This window comes from Microbacterium gallinarum, from assembly GCF_014837165.1.
GTDB lineage: Bacteria > Actinomycetota > Actinomycetes > Actinomycetales > Microbacteriaceae > Microbacterium > Microbacterium gallinarum.
This window is the reverse complement of record NZ_JACSPM010000002.1, coordinates 312,030-328,180: the sequence shown is the minus strand read 5'-3', so window position 1 is coordinate 328,180 and position 16,151 is coordinate 312,030. Positions and strand designations below refer to the sequence as shown.

Sequence of the window (16,151 nt, the reverse complement as noted above, 5' to 3'; positions counted from 1 at the left end):
CGTGTGATCAGGCGTGCACCCACACCTCGGTGCCGGTGACCGTCCAGTCGTAGATGAACTTCGCGTCGGCGTCCCACATGTTCACGCAGCCGTGGCTCTGCTGGAACCCGAGCGCGGAGCGGAAGGCCGAGGCGCCGTGGAAGGCGATGTCGGGAGCGAACCACGTGATCCAGGGCACATCCTCGGTGCAGTAGCTGTTGACCGCTTCCGGGTTGTAGCACAGCGCGCCCATGTCCTGGATGCGCGTGTACGCGTTCACGGTGAAATGCCCGGTCGGCGTCGGGGTGGCGTTCATGCCCGAAGAGATCGTGTAGGTGCCGATGACCTTGTCGTTCTCGTAGAGGTACGTGGTCTGCGCGCTCAGGTCGACTTCGACGCGGCGCTCGAGCGCCGTGGTCTTGAACTCGGTCTCGGTGATGGGCAGTTCGTACGCCCCGTTGCCGGCGGCGAGCTGGGCGGCGAAGTCGTCGGCGATCGTCGAGGTGTCGCCGAGCGTGCGGCCGGTGACGCCCTCCGACATCGCGCGGAGCACCTCTCCGGCGGAGTTGGTGATGACGGTGGCGTCCACCACCGCGCGGTCGACCTGCTCCGGCAGGCCGGCGACGATCTCTTCGATCGCGGCGGCGTCGGCCGAGATGTCGAAGGTGCCGCGCTCTCCGGGCGTCACCGTGAGCCACGAGGCGGCGACCTCGCGGGCGATGGGCACCGTGCGCTCGCTGCCGACGTAGAAACCCGCGGTGGTGAGGATGCCGTTGAGGCGAGCCGCGGCGGCGTCGGCGACGTACGTCGGGGTGGTCGCCTGGACGGGTGCGGAGACGGCCTCGAACTCGACGCGCGTCTCACCGGCCTCGAAGGCGTCCTGCAGCGCGGCGCGCAGCGCGGCGATGTCGATGCCCGTGCCGGGCTCGGCGGGCGTCGTCACGTACGACACCGATGAGGCGTCGTAGGCGAGGGTCGCGTCGACCGGCTCGGTGTAGAGCTCGGGGGCGGCTGCGCGCAAGACGGAGGTGGCGGTCTCGTCATCGATGCGGACGGGCGCGTCGAGGGACTCCGGGAACCACGCCGTGACGTTCCACAGCGGGTTGGCGGCGAACGCCTCGGCGACGAGGCCGCTCGCGTCGACCGAAGCGCCGAGGTCGGCGCCGGTCACCTCGGCACCGCCGCCCTCGCCCACGAGGACGATCGTGGTGTCTGCGAGGCGCTGGTTGACGACGTCGGCGGCGACGGCCTGCGGGAGGAGACCGACCTGGACTCCGGCCACAGAGGTGCCGGGTGCGATGAGCGTGACCGAGGCGATCGTGAGCGCGACGACGGCGGCACCGGCGCCGAGGCCGATCCACAGCGGCTTGCGGCTCTTCTTGGGAGCGGGCTCCATCGGCGCCCACGCATACGCGGGAGTGGACGGTCCGCCGCCCACCGGATCGGAGTGGGCGGGCGCGTCGTCGGCGATGGGGGAGACGGCCTCCGTCGGGGCGGCCGCGTCAGGGGCGACGTCGGTCGCGGCGACGGAGGCGAGCACGGTCGTCGTCTCGTCGGCGGGCTGTTCGTCGGCGGCGGCGGTCCCGTCGTGGTCGGCGCGGTCATCGGTCTCGTCCGCGACAGGATGTTCGGACTCGTCCGCGTCCGCGTCCGCGTCGGCTTCGGTCTCGTCGGCGAGGTCATCGGTCTCGTCGGCGACCGGACCCTCGGTCTCGTCGGCGTCGGCGTCGGCGTCGTCGAGATCGGTCTCGTCGATGTCGGCCGTGTCGGCGTCGGTGAGCGCGGCGTCGTCGATGACCGCGCTGTCGTCAGCCTGCGCGTTTTCGGCCCCTGACTTGGTCGCCAGATCCGTCACGTCTTCACCCCCCGGTTGTGAGCAACGTTGCCCCCATGGTAGATGACGCGCCTGTGCGGGCGGGCAACGACCTGGTCACGGTGTCACGCGCCGCGACGGCGGGTCACTCGGTCGGTGTGCACAGCTCCTGGAACCGCGCACCGGTCTCCTGGAAGCCTTCACCGAGCTCCTCGAGCTCGCCGACCTTCGAGGTGTCGCCTTCGACGATCGCCGACATGAGGTCTGCCACCTGGCCGAACATCGACTGCAGCTCGGGCAGGATCGCCTTGACCTCCGCGTTCGTCACCTGGTCGGACGCCTCGGCGAGGCTCTGCACGGCGGCGTCCATGGCCTCGACGACGGCGTCCGGGTCGTTCGGGTCCATGTTCTCGAACTGCGCCGAGGCGTCGGTCATGATGTCGTTCACGAGGTCGCAGGCCTCGGACGTGGTCTGAGTCCCGCCGTCGGAGCCACCCGACGAGGCGGGCGTGCCGGCTGCACCGCCGGAGCCGGTGCAGCCCGTGAGACCCAGGAGGGCGACGGCGGCAACGGTGAGCGCGGCGAAGCGATGGGAAAGGGGCGTCGTACGCATCGTCCCACTGTAGGTGACGGCATCCGAGCCGGGGAGGCACGCACAGCCGACTCCCTGGCAGGGGTGTAACAGTTTTGTAAACACGCCGCCCAAATACCTCTCCAGGGTTGCGGATCGTTTGTTCGTAAGGTCTACTAACAAACATGTCTGCATCGGAAGTGCAGCGCGGCTCTTCCACTCTCGAGTCGCCGCACCCTTCAGGAAACGCCACCGGGCGCGGCTTCGGCTCGCACCGGGCCCTGCGCCAGGGCGGCAAGGTGCTCCCCGAGCACGCCCGCGGCCACAACCGGTCGCTCGTGCTGCAGACTCTCTTCCACCAGGGCGCCATGAGCCGCGCCGACCTCTCCCGAGAGACCGGCCTCACCCGCGTGACGATCTCCGACCTCGTCGCCGAGCTCATCGCCGACGGGTTCGTCGCAGAGATGGGCGTGCGGGAGGCATCGGGTCCGGGCAAGCCGGCGATCCTCGTCGATCTCGACCGTGACGGTCACCGCATCGTCGGCATCGACCTCTCGGGGAGCGACACCATCATCGGCGCGGTGCTCACCCTCGACGGCGACATCGTGTTCCGCCGTGAGGTCGCACTGCCGCAGGCCGACGACGTCGTGTCGACGGTCGTCGAGCTCGCGCGCGTGCTCGTCGCCGAGTCGCACGCTCCGGTCCTCGGCATCGGCGTCGGCACCCCCGGTGTCGTCGACGACCGCGGCGTCATCCTCACCGCCCCGAACTTCGGCTGGGCGGGTTTCGACCTCGAGGGTGCCCTCCAGAGCGCGCTCGGACTCCCGGTGCTCGTCGCCAACGACGCGAACGCCGCGGTCCTCGCCGAGTACACCTTCGGCGGTGCCGGTGACGACGTGCTGCTCGTCAAGGTCGGCCGCGGTGTCGGCTCCGGCCTCCTGGCCGGCGGTCAGCCCATGCGCGGCGGCCGCTTCGCCGCGGGCGAGATCGGTCACGTCACCGTCGGCACCGACGGCGGCCCGGTCTGCGGCTGCGGCAAGGTCGGCTGCCTCGAGGCATGGCTGTCGGTCCCCTCGCTGACGTCGCGGCTGGCCGCGGCATCCGCTCCCGAAGATCGGGAAGGCATCCTGCGCGACGCGGGGGAGCGCCTCGGCATTGCGCTGGCACCCGTGGTCGGCGTGCTCGACCTGTCGGAGATCGTGCTCTCCGGCCCCATCGAACTTCTCGACGGACCCCTCGCGGAAGCGACCGTCGAGACCCTGCGCACCCGAACGCTGGCGCACGTCCACGACAGCGTCCGCGTGCGGATGACGGAGCAAGGCCAGGACATCGTCCTGCGCGGCGCGGCCGTCATGGTCCTGTCAGGACAACTCGGGGTCTCCTAGCGCAAAGGCTGCGCTGCCGGGGTCTGACTCCGGAGCCCCAGAACCAAATCCCCCCTGGATGGGTCACCCGGCCCGTCATCACCACCAAGAGAACCAAAGGAAGACACCATGAACAAGAAGCTCGGAGCCCTCGCGCTCGTCGGCGCTTCGGCTGTCGTTCTGGCCGGATGCGCGGGCGGCGGCGGCGCTGCTGCCCCCAGCGAGGCCGCGACCGGCGACCTGACCGTGTGGCTGGTCGGCACCGACACGCCGCAGACGGCCCGCGACTACCTCAAGGAGACCTTCGAGGAGGAGAACGACGGCTGGACCCTCACCATCGAGGAGAAGACCTGGGCCGACGTCTCAGACACGTACGAGGCGGCGCTGTCGTCCAATGACGCTCCGGATGTCGTCGAGGTCGGCAACACGCAGGCGATCGGCTTCGCCGACAAGGGCCTGTTCCTCGACATCTCCGACATGGAGGATGCGCTGGGCGGCGACGACCTGCTGCCGGGTCTCGTCGAGGCCGGCACCTACGACGACTCGCTGTGGGCCGCGCCGTACTACGCCGGTGGCCGCGTCGTCTTCTACACGCCTCAGATCGTCGGCGACACCCTCCCCGCCACGCTCGAGGAGTACGTCGAGAAGGGGGCGGAGCTGACCACCGCGACCGTCTCGGGCATCTACGCTCCGGGCCGTGACTGGTACAACGCGCTTCCGTACGTCTGGGCCAACGGCGGCGAGATCGCCGTCCAGGACGGCGATGTGTGGGACGCCCAGTTCGGCAGCCCCGAGAGCGTCAAGGGCCTCGAGATGCTGCAGGACGTCTACGAGAACGCCACCGTCGCCCCGGTCGACGGCAACGAGCGTCTCGGCAACATCGCCTTCTGCGCGGGCGAGGTCGGCTTCTTGTCGACCCCGGCGTGGGCGGAGGGCAACCTGACGGGCGCCTGGCCGTGGGGTGACGAGGCGGCGGGCGAAGAGGTGTCCAACGGATGCCCCGACACCTACGCGAAGGACCTCGGCGCGTTCGCGCTGCCGGGCCTCGAGGAGGGCGAGACCGCCCCGATCTTCGCCGGCGGGTCCAACGTCGCGATCGCGTTCAAGAGCGACGCGCAGACCAAGGCCAAGGCCGCGCTCGAGATCATGCTCTCCACGGGCTACCAGGAGCTGCTCGCCGAGCAGGGCCTCGTTCCGGGAATCATCTCGGCCGCGTCGGCTCTGCCCGACACGGACTCCGCCAAGGCCCAGGCCGAGGCGCTGGCGAACTCGAAGTTCACCCCGGCGAGCCCGAACTGGGGCGAGGTCGAGGCTGCGCTGATCATCCCCGACGCGCTCGTGCGCATCGCGCAGGGTGAGGACGTCCAGACCGTCGCCGACGAGCTCGACACGCAGATCGAGGACATCCTCAACAAGTAAGTGCCCCCGGAGGTGAGGGGTCCCGGTTCCGACCGGGCCGGGACCCCTTCACCCGGACCGAGCACTCGGCCAGACTCAGGTCGCGGACCTGCGCCTGACCCGGAGATCGGTCCTCTCCGCAGACATCTTTCACGCTCCGCCGGACACCTCGTCGTGCCCGGCCGCATACCCAAGAGAGGAGACGACATGAGCGACACCGCCACCGCGGTCCGGCCCGCCGAACGGCGGCGCACCGGCCCTCGCCCGCCCGTCTCACGGGAGAAGGCGCGCGCCCGCCGCGATGCGCGCAGCGCCTGGACGCTGCTCGCCCCCTCCCTGATCATCCTCGGCGTGATGGTCGCCTACCCGGCCGTGCTCATGGTCATCCAGTCGTTCACCGACTACACCGTGCGCAACAAGGTGCAGGGCACGATGCCGAACTTCGTCGGCTTCGAGAACTACCTCGACCTGTTCACGCAGTCGGACTTCCCCGCCGTGCTCATCCGCAGCCTGGCGCTCATGGTCGTCATGACCGTGCTCATCATGGTGTTCGGCGTCCTCATCGCCGTCCTGATGACCCGGCTCAGCCGTGCGTGGCGGATCGTCGTCTCCGTCGGGCTGCTGCTCGCCTGGGCCATGCCTCCGCTGACGGCGACGGTCGTGTGGGGATGGATCTTCGACACCCAGTACGGACTGGTCAACTGGGCGCTGAACACGATCACGGGAACCGACGACTGGACCAACCACCCCTGGCTGCTCAACCCGTACTCGTTCTTCTTCGTCCTCACGATCATCGTGGTGTGGCAGGGTGTGCCGTTCGTCGCCTTCACGACCTACGCCGGCCTCGGCCAGGTCCCCGCCGAGGTGCTCGAGGCCTCGTCGCTCGACGGCGCGAACGGGTGGAAGCGCTTCTGGAACATCGTGTTCCCGTACCTGCGCAGCGTGCTGACCGTGGTGCTGGTGCTGCAGATCATCTGGAATCTGCGCATCTTCACCCAGGTGTACGCGCTGCAGAGCCGAGGCGGCATCGCGCGCGAGACCAACGTGCTCGGCACCTACCTGTTCCGCCAGGGTCCCGGCGAAGTCGCATTCACCGCAGCCATCGGCGTCGTCATGGTCGTCCTGCTGCTCGTCCTCTCGTGGGGATACGTGCGCACCACCCTCAAGGAGGAGGAACTGTGAGCACCCAGGTCAGCACCGGCACTCAGCTCAGCACCGTCGGCGTCGACGAGGTGCTCGGCGAGGTCGGCAACGCGAAGACGCCGAGGCGCGGCTCGATCGACGCGCGGCGGCCGTCGCCGAAGCGCATCGTCACGCGCACGTTCCTCAACATCGCGGCTCTCATCGTCTTCGTGATGTCCGTGTTCCCCGTGTACTACATGGTGAACCTCTCGTTCACGCCGAACTCGAAGATCATCAGCCGCAACCCGAGTCTGTTCCCCTTCGACTTCACGTTCAGCAACTACCGCTCCGCGTGGGGCCGCGAGGCCGCCCCCGGGCAGACCGACTTCGCCCACGCGCTGCCGACGACGCTCATGATCACGGCCGGCGTCCTGGTGGTGACGCTGCTGTTCGCCTTCCTCGCGTCGATCGCGCTCGCCCGATTCAAGTTCCGCGGTCGCTGGACGTTCATCGTCGCCGTTCTGGTGGTGCAGATGATCCCCGGCGAGGCGATGATGTTCACGATCTACGGCATGATCGACGACTGGCGCCTGATGAACACGCTGCTGGGCCTCGGGATCGTCTACGTCGCCATGGTCGTGCCCTTCACCATCTGGACGCTGCGCGGCTTCGTCGCGGGCGTGCCTGCCGACCTGGAAGAGGCGGCGATGATCGACGGGTGCACCAAGTCGCAGGCGTTCTGGAAGGTCACCTTCCCGCTGCTCGCCCCGGGGCTGGTCGCCACGGGCATCTTCGCCTTCATCCAGGCGTGGAACGAGTTCACCATGGCCCTCCTGTTCCTGCGTGGTTACAACCTGACGCTGATGCCCTGGCTCAACGCCTTCCAGTCGTCCTCGGTCGGCGGCGCCGTCAACTGGGGCGCCGTGATGGCGGGCTCGACGATGATCGCGATCCCGGTCGTCATCTTCTTCCTCATCGTGCAGGGCCGCATGACCGGCGGTCTCGTGTCGGGGGCGGTAAAGGGCTGATGCGCGCTGTGAACCACACCCTCTCCCGCCGGGAGACGGGGCGATGAAGGTCGGGCTCGATGTCGGAGGAACCAAGACCGACGCGGTGGCGGTCGACGACTCGGGCGCGATCGCGGGTCGCGTCCGCCTGGCGACGGGATGGGGACCGGATGCCGTCACCGGCACCGTCCTCGACGCAGTGAGCGCCCTGGGGCGCGAGGCCGGCGTGGACGTCTCGGCGATCTGCTCGGTCGGCATCGGCATCCCGGGTCAGATCGAGCCGGGCACCGGACGTGTCGTGCACGCCGTGAACCTCGGCGTCGAGGAGCTCGACCTCGTCGCGGCGACCCAGTCGCGCCTCGGCGTGCCGGTCGGCGTCGAGAACGACGTCAAGGCAGCCGCACTCGGCGCGTTCGCGCTGCACGGCGGCTCGGGGTCGATGGCCTACCTCAATCTCGGCACCGGCATCGCGGCGGGCATCGTCAGCGAGGGCGTGCTGTGGCGCGGTGCGCGCGGCACGGCCGGCGAGGTCGGCCACATCTCGGTCGACCCGAACGGGCCGCTCTGCCGCTGCGGTCAGCGCGGCTGCATCGAAGCGCTCGCCGGCGGCGGTTCGATCGCCGAGCGCTGGGGCCACGCCGCGGCGCTGCCGGTGCGCGATGTGTTCGACGCCGCCGACGCCGGAGACGCCCGGGCGCGCGAGCTGCGTGCGGGCCTGGCCCGGGGCGTGGCGGCGGCCGTGCGCGTGCTCGTGCTCACCGCCGACGTCGACGCCGTCGTGCTGGGCGGCGGCGTCACGGCGCTCGGCCCACGGCTGATGGCGGATGTCGCGGCCGAGCTCGCAGCGAGTGCCGAGGCATCCCCGTTCATGCGCTCCCTGCGTCTTCAGGAGCGCGTCGAGCTGCTGCCCGCGGGTTCTCCCGCCGCCGCACTGGGCGCGGCGCTCATCGGTGCCGCCCGCGACCCGGAGGGGGCGCTCACGCGTGGCTGAGATCATCATCGTCCGAGACCCGGATGAGGCCGGCGCGATCGCCGCCGACGAGATCGTGCGCCTCATCCGCGCGAATCCGCGCGCGGTGCTCGGCCTCGCCACCGGGTCCACGCCGCTCCCCGTGTACGAAGCGCTGCGCCCGCGTGTCGCCGGCCTCGACGTCTCGCGGGTGCGCGGCTTCGCCCTCGACGAGTACGTCGGCCTCGACCCCGCCCACCCCGAGAGCTACCGCTCGGTGATCTCGCGCGAAGTCGTCGAGCCGCTCGGCCTCGACCCGGCGCTCGTGCGCGTGCCGGACGGGTCGCTCGACGGCATCGAGCACGCCGGCGACGACTACGAGCGTGCGATCACCGAGGCGGGCGGGGTGGACCTGCAGCTCCTCGGCATCGGCACCGACGGCCACATCGGCTTCAACGAGCCCGGCTCGTCGTTCGCGTCCCTCACGCGGGTGAAGACGCTCACCGAGCAGACGCGCGAAGACAACGCGCGGTTCTTCGACCGCGTCGACGACGTCCCCCGGCACTGCATCACCCAGGGGCTCGGCACCATCATGCGCGCGCGTCACCTCGTGCTGCTCGCGTTCGGCGAGGGCAAGGCCGAGGCCGTCGCCGGTGCGGTCGAAGGCGCGGTGACGGCATCCCTTCCCGGGTCGGCGATCCAGCTGCACCCGCACGCCACGGTGCTCGTCGACGAGGCCGCGGCGAGCAGGCTCGCCCACGCCGACTACTACCGCTACGCATACGCCAACAAGCCCGCGTGGCAGGGTCTCTGACCGGCGCAGCGATCGCCGGACGCCTGCGAGGGTTCAGTCCGCGAAGACCTTGCCCGGGTTCAGGATGCCGAGCGGGTCGAACTGGCGCGTGATCCGTCGCTGCAGGTCCCACTGATCTTCGCCGAGCTCGTCGACGAGCCAGCGCCGTTTGAGCACCCCGACGCCGTGCTCGCCGGTCAGCGTACCGCCCAGGCGCAGCGCCGCACGGAAGAGATCGTCGGCGGCTGCCCAGATGTGAGCGGGTGCCTCGATGACTCCGAACTCGTCGGGCACGGCGTCGAAGATGAAGTTCGGGTGCAGGTTGCCGTCTCCGGCGTGCGCGACGGTCGGGATGACGACGCCGTGCTCGCGCTCCACCCGGGCGATCTCGTCGAACATCGCGGGCAGCGCGCTGCGCGGCACCGAGACGTCTTCGATCAGGGCGGTGCCGAGGGTCTCCATCGCGGGGTGCATCGACCGGCGGATCGCCAGCAGGCGCTCGCCCTCCGCACGGTCGTGTGAGACGGCGACGGTGCCGCCGGCCGCCGTCAGGACCTCTGCGATGCGCTCCGCCTCCAGGCCTGCGGCAGGACCGTCCGTCTGGATCGTCAGCTGCGCCGCACCGGGGGTCGGCGGCTCGAGCGACAGCAGTCGGTGGACGGCCGCAAGGGACGCGGCATCCATCAGCTCCATGATCGCCGGCTGCACACCTGAGGCGGTCACGGCGGCGGATGCCTCAGCCGCGGCGCGCACGCCCGGGAAGGTCGCGGCGATCGTGCGCACCTCGCCGGGGACGAGCCGGCGCAGCTTCAGGGTGGCCCCCACGACGACGCCGAGCGTGCCCTCGGAGCCGATGACGAGCGACGTCAGGTCGAGACCGGTGACGCCCTTGACCGTGCGGTGACCGAGGTGGAGCAGACGGCCATCGGCGAGGACGAGGTCGACCCCCAGTACGGCGTCGCGCACGACCCCGTACTTCGCGCACAGCAGACCCCCGGCGCCCGTCGCGATGTTGCCGCCGACGGTCGAGGTGGCGCGGCTGGCGGGGTCGGGAGCCCACCACAGCCCGTGCTCGGCGAGCGCTGTGTTGAGGTCGGCGTTGACGACGCCCGGCTCGACGACCGCGAGCAGGTCGTCGGGACGCACCTCGAGGATGCGGTCCATACGGCGCACGGAGAGGGCGATCTCACCCGCCCCGGCGTTCGCGCCGCCGGCGAGGCCGGTTCCGGCTGCGCGCGTGACGACCGGCGTGCGGGTCGCGCTCGCGATGCGGAGCGTCTGCTGCACGTCTGCGACCGAGGTGGCGTGCACGACGGCGAGAGGGGTTCCGGATGCCGCGTGCCCCGACTTGTCGGCGCGGACGGCGGCCAGCGACGCGGGGGAGGTGTCGACGCGCTCGCCGAGGACGGCGCGCAGCTGCGCGACGACATCGGCCGGCGTGCTCACGCGAACCGGCGCCGGCCTGCGATCACGCCGATGGTCACCGCGACGATGCCGAAGCCGAGCCCGATCCAGGCCTGGTCCATGCTCCACCACGCGATGGTCGCCGACGCGTAGACGAGCAGCTCGACGAGCGCGCGGACGAACGGGTGCACCGCGAACACGGCGCGGGGGGAGACGAAGAGCGCCCAGACGACGATCGCCAGCACGGGCGCACCGATGCCGGCCACGATGTTCCAGGGGAACGGCCAGGACGCGAAGCCCCAGATCGCAAGTGTGGCAAAGGCGAAGAGTTCGCACAGGAAGGCGAGGATGTCGATCGCCGACAGCGGTGCCCGCGTGCCGGGGGCAGGCTCGGCGGAGGACGCGGGGCGGGCGGAGTCGGACATGACGTCCAGTTTAGGCGCCGCCGGTCACCCGTTCAGGCGCGAGGAGTGCGTCAGAACAGGTCGCTCAGCCGGGTGCTGACCGGAGTACCGACACGAGCGCCGTCGACATAACGGAGCTCGAGGCGAGCGTCGGCGGCGAGCTCGGCCGCGGACGGCGCGATGGTGAGAACAGCGGTGCCGCCGTCGAGCAGCGCCGTCGCCCGGACCGTGCCGCGGATCCGAGCCTGCACGGTGGCGCCCGCTGCGCCGCCCACCATCACGTCGATCGACGTCGATCCGTCCGTCGTCGACACCGAGCTCGACACGATCGACGGCGATCCGTCGGGCACGCCCGCGGACGACTCGACGCCACCCGCGCCGCCGTTGCCGTTGGCGCCGCCGTTGCCCACGCTGCCGCTCTGGGGCGTGCCGTTGTTCACGCCGCCGTTGTTGGTGCCGCCGTTGTTGGTCCCGCCGTTGTTGGTCCCGCCGTTGCCATTGGTGCCGCTGTTGGTGCCGCCACTGCCCGTCGTGCCGTTGTTCACGCCACCGGAGTTGGTGCCGCCGTTGCCGTTGGTGCCGTTGTTGGTCCCGCCGTTGTTGGTGCCCCCATTGCCGTTGGTGCCGTTGTTGGTGCCGCCGCTGGTGACGCCTGCGGTGCCATCGGCGACGTGCGTGTCGATGCGTGCGTCGCCCGTGGCGCCGCTCCCGCCCTCCTCGGCCGGGGTGCTCCCGTTCTGCGGGTCGGCGGCGGTGTCTATCGTCTCCGCGGGGGCGACCGGGATGTCGGAGGGGGCCGGTCCACCCGGCGCGGCGACCGGGACCGTCGCCGCCGCGATCATCTCGAGCGGCGTGAGCGGATCCTGGACCACCGTCTGCACCGCCGATGCGGGCTCGGCCTCGGCCGGAGCAGGGTCGCTCGCGCCCGGCAGCGCGACCGCCGCCGCGACGGTCCCGGCGACGATGAGTCCGGCTGCGGCGATTCCGGCCACGCCTGCAGCGCTGAGGAGCCCGCCGGTGGCGGCGGCTGTGACCGTCGCCGCAGCGCTCGCGGCGCCGACGCCGCTCGCCGCAGCCACACCGGCCGCACCGGCGGTCGCCGCCGAGCCCACGCCGACGGCGGAGCCTGCACCGACGGCCGATCCTGCGCCCGCGAGACCGGACGAGCCGACGACCGTCGATCCCGCTGCCGAGGTTCCGACACCGACAGCCCCGGCGCCCGCGCCTGCGGTGGCCGATCCTGCAGCGCCCGCGCCTGCGGTGACGGCGCCCTGCATCACCGACGACGGCATGGCGGCGAGGGCGACGATCGGCGCACCACCCTGCAGGGTCGCGAGATAGCCGGCGGTTCCGGCGACCCCGACGGTGAGGGGGATGAGCACGAGGGCGAGACGGCTCGATACCTCTTTGGCCTCGCTCGCGACGATCGCACAGCGCGCGCAGCTCGCGAGATGCCCCTCGATGCGGGCGCGGTCACGGCGTCCGACGTTGTTGCGCGAGTAGGCGCCGAGGCGCTCGATCGACCACGCGCAGTCCGAGCCGTCGGCGACCGAGCGCAGATGCGCCTGGACCCATGCCTCCCGCAGGCCCTCGCGGGCGCGGAAGGTCAACTGCGCCACGGCGGTGGGCTTCATGCCGAGCAGGGGCGCGATCTCGGCCGGCTTCATGCCCTCGATCTCGGAGTACCAGAGCACCTCCTGCCATCGCGTCGGGAGGCTGCGGAAGGCCTGGTGCGTGAGCCCACGGTCGAGCGACGCCGCCGTCGCCTCGTCGGTCGTCGTCGGGTCTTCGAGCGTCTCGAGGTCGTCGATGGCGGTCTCGCGCCGGGTGCGGCCCCAGCCTGCGGCGGTGTTGCGGATGCTGGTGAAGAGGTAGGCCCGGAAGGACCCCGTCGGCCCGCCACCGCGCAGGATCGACTGGTAGATCTTCGTGTACGCCTCTTGCACGAGGTCATCGGGATCCGTCGTGGGTGAGACGCTGCGGGCTACTGAGATGCCCGAGCGGTAGTGGCGGCGCCAGAGTTCGCCGAACGCGATCGCGTCGCCGGACCGGCTGCGCAGCACGAGGTCCGCGTCACCGGCGAGCGCCGGCTCGCCGATCGTCGATTCGTCGTGATCGATCACCGTCTCCCCCGATCGGCTGCGCGGCTCAGACCGCTCCCCAGTGGCGATCCAGCCGAAGCGGGCCGATGGTGATCGGTCCGCCCCACCATTCTGACCGTGATCGGCCGGTTTGACCAGATCAATCCTCGATTCGTGCGGTCGGCGGACGACACGTGCGGATCCCGTCCGGGGAATTTCTCCGAACCTGCGTAATAGAACGCCCGACAGCCCGTCTCATCTACAAGACATCGTTGCTCGCCGATCGTGGGGATCACGGTGAGCATCGGCGAAGGACGGGACACCGTCCGTGTCGCCGGAGGCGGGGCTCGGTGGGAACTCGGGGGAGGGACCACCGAACCCCGCCCTATCCGGACCTGTGTGGCCATTGCCCGAATGGCGACCGGTCACACCACACAGCTCCGTCCGCCGCGCGACGCCCCGGGTTGCGCGGCGGGCGGATCCGCTCAGGCAGCGGCGCCCGCCACCCAGACGCGCTGCACGTGCAGGTCGTCGTCGAGCAGGACGGCGTCGGCGATGCCGCCGACGGCGAGCGTTCCGAGATCCGCGCGTCCGACGGCCCGCGCCGGTGTAGACGTCAGCGCGCGCACCGCCGCCGGCAGGGCTACCCCCGCAGCGACGACGCGCCGCAGCGCGTCGTCCTGCGTGAGGGTCGACCCGGCGATCGCTCCGCCGGCTGCCAGCCGGGCCACACCCTGATCGGCGACGACCTCGAGGCCGCCCAGTTCGTACCGCCCGTCACCGGCTCCCGCCGCGGCCATCGCGTCGGTCACGAGCGCGACGCGATCGCCGGCCGCCGCGAACACCACCGCGATCAGGTCGAGGTCGACGTGCGTGCCGTCGGCGATGAGCTCGAGGATCACGCGTCCGTCGCGCATCGCGGCGACGACCGGCCCGGGCGCCCGATGGTGGATCGGCCGCATCGCGTTGAACGCGTGGGTGAGGATCGTCGCACCGGCGTCGAAGGCGCGATGCGCGGCGTCCGCGTCGGCGTCGGTGTGCCCGACAGCCACAGCGACACCCGCGTCGACGAGCCGGGCGATCGCGCGATCGGCGCCCGGCAGCTCCGGAGCCACGGTGACCTGGCGGATCGTGCCACGGCCCGCCTCGAGCAGTCGATCGACGGATGCTGCGTCCGGCGCCCGCAGCAGGTCTTGCGCGTGCGCCCCCTTGTGGCCTGCGTCGAGGAACGGCCCCTCCAGGTGCGAGCCGAGGATCGTCGGGTCGGCCGAAGCGAGATCGGCGACCATCGCGGCGCGTGCGGCGAGGTCATCGAGCGATGCGGTGACGAGCGAGATGACGGCCCGCGTCGTGCCGTGCGCCAGATGAAGGGCCCGCGCGGTCCGGATGGCGTCGGGGCCGTCGTCGTAGCTCACGCCGGCTCCGCCGTGGCCGTGGATGTCGACGAACCCGGGGACGAGGCATCCGCCACCGCCGTCGATGAGTTCGTCGGCCGCCGGTCGCTCGCGGCCGACCCCGCTCGCTCGCACTCGGCCGCCGTCGAACAGGACCCACGCGTCGTCCGTGACGCGTCCGTCGTCGACGAGCCGCACGGAATGGACGAGTGCGCTCACTCCGTCGCCCAGTCGATCTCGCCGCTCGGGTGGAACCCGATGCCGAGGCTGGTCCACAGCGGGCCGAGCGCGCCGACGCGAGCACGGAACGACTCCCAGGTACGGAGGTCGCTCGCACCCGTCGCGGGCGACCAGGCTGCTTCGGCTGCGGCGGCGACGCGAGGGAATGCCATCGTCTCGATGTCGTCGAGCGTGCGGATCGTCTCGCTCCACATCGGCGCCTCGACGCCGAGGATGTCGCTGTCGTCGATGCCGTCGATCGTCGTGGACGGCTCCCACTCGTACGCGCGCTGCACGCTCGTCGGACCGTTCGCCCACGTGAGGCCCAGCGTCGGACCCGTCGGGTACTGCATGTCGAGGTAGATCGCGTCGGCGGGGGAGAGGATCAGCTGACCGCCGTTGCGGACGAAACCGCGCGCCTTCTCGTCCATCCCGTCGGTGGGCTTCACGAATCCCCAGTACTGGCCCACTGTCGCCTCGGCGAGATCGGGGGCGTCCCCGGCCTCGTGCCAGGCGACCGGCGTCTTGCCCAGGTCGGCGATGATGGCGCTCACCCTGGCCACGAACAGCGCGAAGTCCTCGTCGGAGGTGCCGAGCGCCTCATCGCCGCCGAGGTGGAGATACGGCCCGGGCGTCAGGCCCGCGAGCTCGCCGAAGACGTCGGCGGCGAAGTCGTACGTCGCCTCGTCGTGGATCTTGAGCGACGAGAAGCCGACCGCGATGCCTCGGTACGGCCGGCCGGTCTCGGGCAGCTCGGAGCCCTCCTCGCGCATGTGCTCGGCGATCACCGGCTCTTCGACGAGCTCGGGATACGCGAGGCCGACCGCATGGGTGTGTCCCGGCATGTCGATCTCGGGCACGACGATCATGTGGCGGGATGCCGCGTACGCGACGATCTCGCGGTAGTCGTCGTGGGTGTAGAAGCCGCCCGGGTCGCCGCCGACCGCGGTGCTCGACGCCAGCTCGGTGAGCTTCGGGCGCGAGTGCAGCTGGATGCGCCACCCCTGGTCGTCGCTGAGGTGCAGGTGCAGCGCGTTCAGCTTCAGCCCGGCCGCGTGGTCGATGTACGCCTTGACGGTGTCGACGGGGTGGAAGTGGCGGGCGACGTCGAGCATGACGCCGCGGTAGGCGAAGCGAGGTGCGTCGTCGATCGCGACAGCCGGAACGATCCAGTCGTCGCCGTCGCGTGCGATGAGCTGCCCGAGGGTCTGCACCCCGTAGAAGAGGCCGGCGGGGTCGGCGCCGGTGACGGTGACGGATGCCTCGTCCGCGACGAGCCGGTAGGACTCGGCTGCGCCGCTCCGCTCGATCGCCAGGGTCACCGTCGGTCCGTCGCCGTTGCCGTCGCCGGCGAGGGTCCGGCCGGTGCGGGCCTCGACGAGCGCGGAGAGGGCGGCCGCGGCATCCGCTTCGCCTTCGATCCGCACGGAAGCGGTGAGCCGGAAGGGCGCGCCGGCCCTCGGATCGAGCGAGGCGGGGGCGGGGACGACGGCGGGGATCGACACAGTGTCTCCATTCTGGGCGGCGGGCGCGCAGCCTGCCAGGATCGCCATGACGACAGCGGCCATGGCTGCGGTCCGTCCTCGGCGACGATTCATGTAAAGAGTCCTAACAAAAGGGTGAGGCCAGCCTACCGTTCCGGCGTCCCGCCTC

At 71.1% G+C, this 16,151-nt stretch carries 13 protein-coding genes; 6 read left to right on the top strand and 7 right to left on the bottom strand.

Annotated elements, in window-relative coordinates; genetic code table 11:
• Nucleotides 1–7: 7 nt before the first annotated feature.
• Together H9622_RS08470 and H9622_RS08465 are read right to left on the bottom strand one after the other, a co-directional pair.
• Complete coding sequence (locus tag H9622_RS08470; RefSeq protein ID WP_191765951.1) at nucleotides 8–1,834, bottom strand: L,D-transpeptidase family protein; 1,827 nt, start codon at nucleotides 1,832–1,834, stop codon at nucleotides 8–10.
• Nucleotides 1,835–1,937: 103 nt separating this feature from the next.
• Nucleotides 1,938–2,405 carry a hypothetical protein gene (locus H9622_RS08465; protein WP_191765950.1) on the bottom strand — a complete coding sequence of 156 codons (468 nt, stop codon included), beginning with the start codon at nucleotides 2,403–2,405 and terminating at the stop codon, nucleotides 1,938–1,940.
• 143 nt (nucleotides 2,406–2,548) lie between these two features.
• On the opposite strand from H9622_RS08465, the gene H9622_RS08460 reads away from it, so the two are divergent.
• The 6 genes from H9622_RS08460 to H9622_RS08435 all read left to right on the top strand — a co-directional run bounded on the left by H9622_RS08460 (nucleotide 2,549) and on the right by H9622_RS08435 (nucleotide 9,017).
• Entirely contained in the window at nucleotides 2,549–3,748 is a 1,200-nt protein-coding gene (locus H9622_RS08460) for an ROK family transcriptional regulator (RefSeq protein ID WP_191765949.1), read from the top strand.
• Nucleotides 3,749–3,856: 108 nt separating this feature from the next.
• A complete protein-coding gene (locus tag H9622_RS08455; protein ID WP_191765948.1) occupies nucleotides 3,857–5,146 on the top strand; it encodes an extracellular solute-binding protein in 1,290 nt (429 codons plus the stop codon).
• Between the two features lie 186 nt (nucleotides 5,147–5,332).
• Complete coding sequence (locus H9622_RS08450; protein WP_191765947.1) at nucleotides 5,333–6,307, top strand: carbohydrate ABC transporter permease; 975 nt, start codon at nucleotides 5,333–5,335, stop codon at nucleotides 6,305–6,307.
• Nucleotides 6,304–7,275, top strand: coding sequence for a carbohydrate ABC transporter permease (locus H9622_RS08445; protein WP_191765946.1), 972 nt, complete (start codon nucleotides 6,304–6,306; stop codon nucleotides 7,273–7,275). Before H9622_RS08450 ends, H9622_RS08445 begins: the two co-directional genes overlap by 4 nt.
• A 43-nt stretch (nucleotides 7,276–7,318) precedes the next feature.
• Nucleotides 7,319–8,245: an ROK family protein gene (locus H9622_RS08440; RefSeq protein ID WP_191765945.1), complete on the top strand. Its 927-nt coding sequence runs from the start codon at nucleotides 7,319–7,321 to the stop codon at nucleotides 8,243–8,245.
• Complete coding sequence (locus H9622_RS08435) at nucleotides 8,238–9,017, top strand: glucosamine-6-phosphate deaminase (RefSeq protein ID WP_191765944.1); 780 nt, start codon at nucleotides 8,238–8,240, stop codon at nucleotides 9,015–9,017. Before H9622_RS08440 ends, H9622_RS08435 begins: the two co-directional genes overlap by 8 nt.
• Nucleotides 9,018–9,050: 33 nt before the next feature.
• Here the strand turns inward: H9622_RS08435 and H9622_RS08430 are convergent, their stop codons facing one another.
• From H9622_RS08430 to H9622_RS08410, 5 genes are all read right to left on the bottom strand, one after another.
• Entirely contained in the window at nucleotides 9,051–10,442 is a 1,392-nt protein-coding gene (locus H9622_RS08430; RefSeq protein WP_191765943.1) for an FAD-binding oxidoreductase, read from the bottom strand.
• On the bottom strand, nucleotides 10,439–10,825 hold the full coding sequence (locus tag H9622_RS08425) for a YrdB family protein (RefSeq protein WP_191765942.1): 387 nt from the start codon (nucleotides 10,823–10,825) through the stop codon (nucleotides 10,439–10,441). Before H9622_RS08425 ends, H9622_RS08430 begins: the two co-directional genes overlap by 4 nt.
• A 50-nt stretch (nucleotides 10,826–10,875) precedes the next feature.
• Nucleotides 10,876–12,927 (bottom strand): sigma-70 family RNA polymerase sigma factor, encoded by a 2,052-nt coding sequence (locus tag H9622_RS08420; RefSeq protein WP_191765941.1) that lies wholly within the window; start codon nucleotides 12,925–12,927, stop codon nucleotides 10,876–10,878.
• A 443-nt stretch (nucleotides 12,928–13,370) separates the two neighbouring features.
• Nucleotides 13,371–14,498, bottom strand: coding sequence for an N-acetylglucosamine-6-phosphate deacetylase (nagA, locus tag H9622_RS08415; RefSeq protein WP_191765940.1), 1,128 nt, complete (start codon nucleotides 14,496–14,498; stop codon nucleotides 13,371–13,373).
• Nucleotides 14,495–16,003, bottom strand: coding sequence for a family 20 glycosylhydrolase (locus H9622_RS08410; RefSeq protein WP_191766138.1), 1,509 nt, complete (start codon nucleotides 16,001–16,003; stop codon nucleotides 14,495–14,497). The genes nagA and H9622_RS08410 overlap by 4 nt, the downstream gene beginning before the upstream one ends.
• Between the last annotated feature and the right edge of the window lie 148 nt (nucleotides 16,004–16,151).

Coding starts and splice junctions, on each gene's coding strand:
- H9622_RS08425 (WP_191765942.1), bottom strand. CDS start 10,825: ATGTCCGACTCCGCCCGCCCCGCGTCCTCCGCCGAGCCTGCCCCCGGC.
- H9622_RS08440 (WP_191765945.1), top strand. CDS start 7,319: ATGAAGGTCGGGCTCGATGTCGGAGGAACCAAGACCGACGCGGTGGCG.
- H9622_RS08460 (WP_191765949.1), top strand. CDS start 2,549: ATGTCTGCATCGGAAGTGCAGCGCGGCTCTTCCACTCTCGAGTCGCCG.
- H9622_RS08455 (WP_191765948.1), top strand. CDS start 3,857: ATGAACAAGAAGCTCGGAGCCCTCGCGCTCGTCGGCGCTTCGGCTGTC.
- H9622_RS08450 (WP_191765947.1), top strand. CDS start 5,333: ATGAGCGACACCGCCACCGCGGTCCGGCCCGCCGAACGGCGGCGCACC.
- H9622_RS08465 (WP_191765950.1), bottom strand. CDS start 2,405: ATGCGTACGACGCCCCTTTCCCATCGCTTCGCCGCGCTCACCGTTGCC.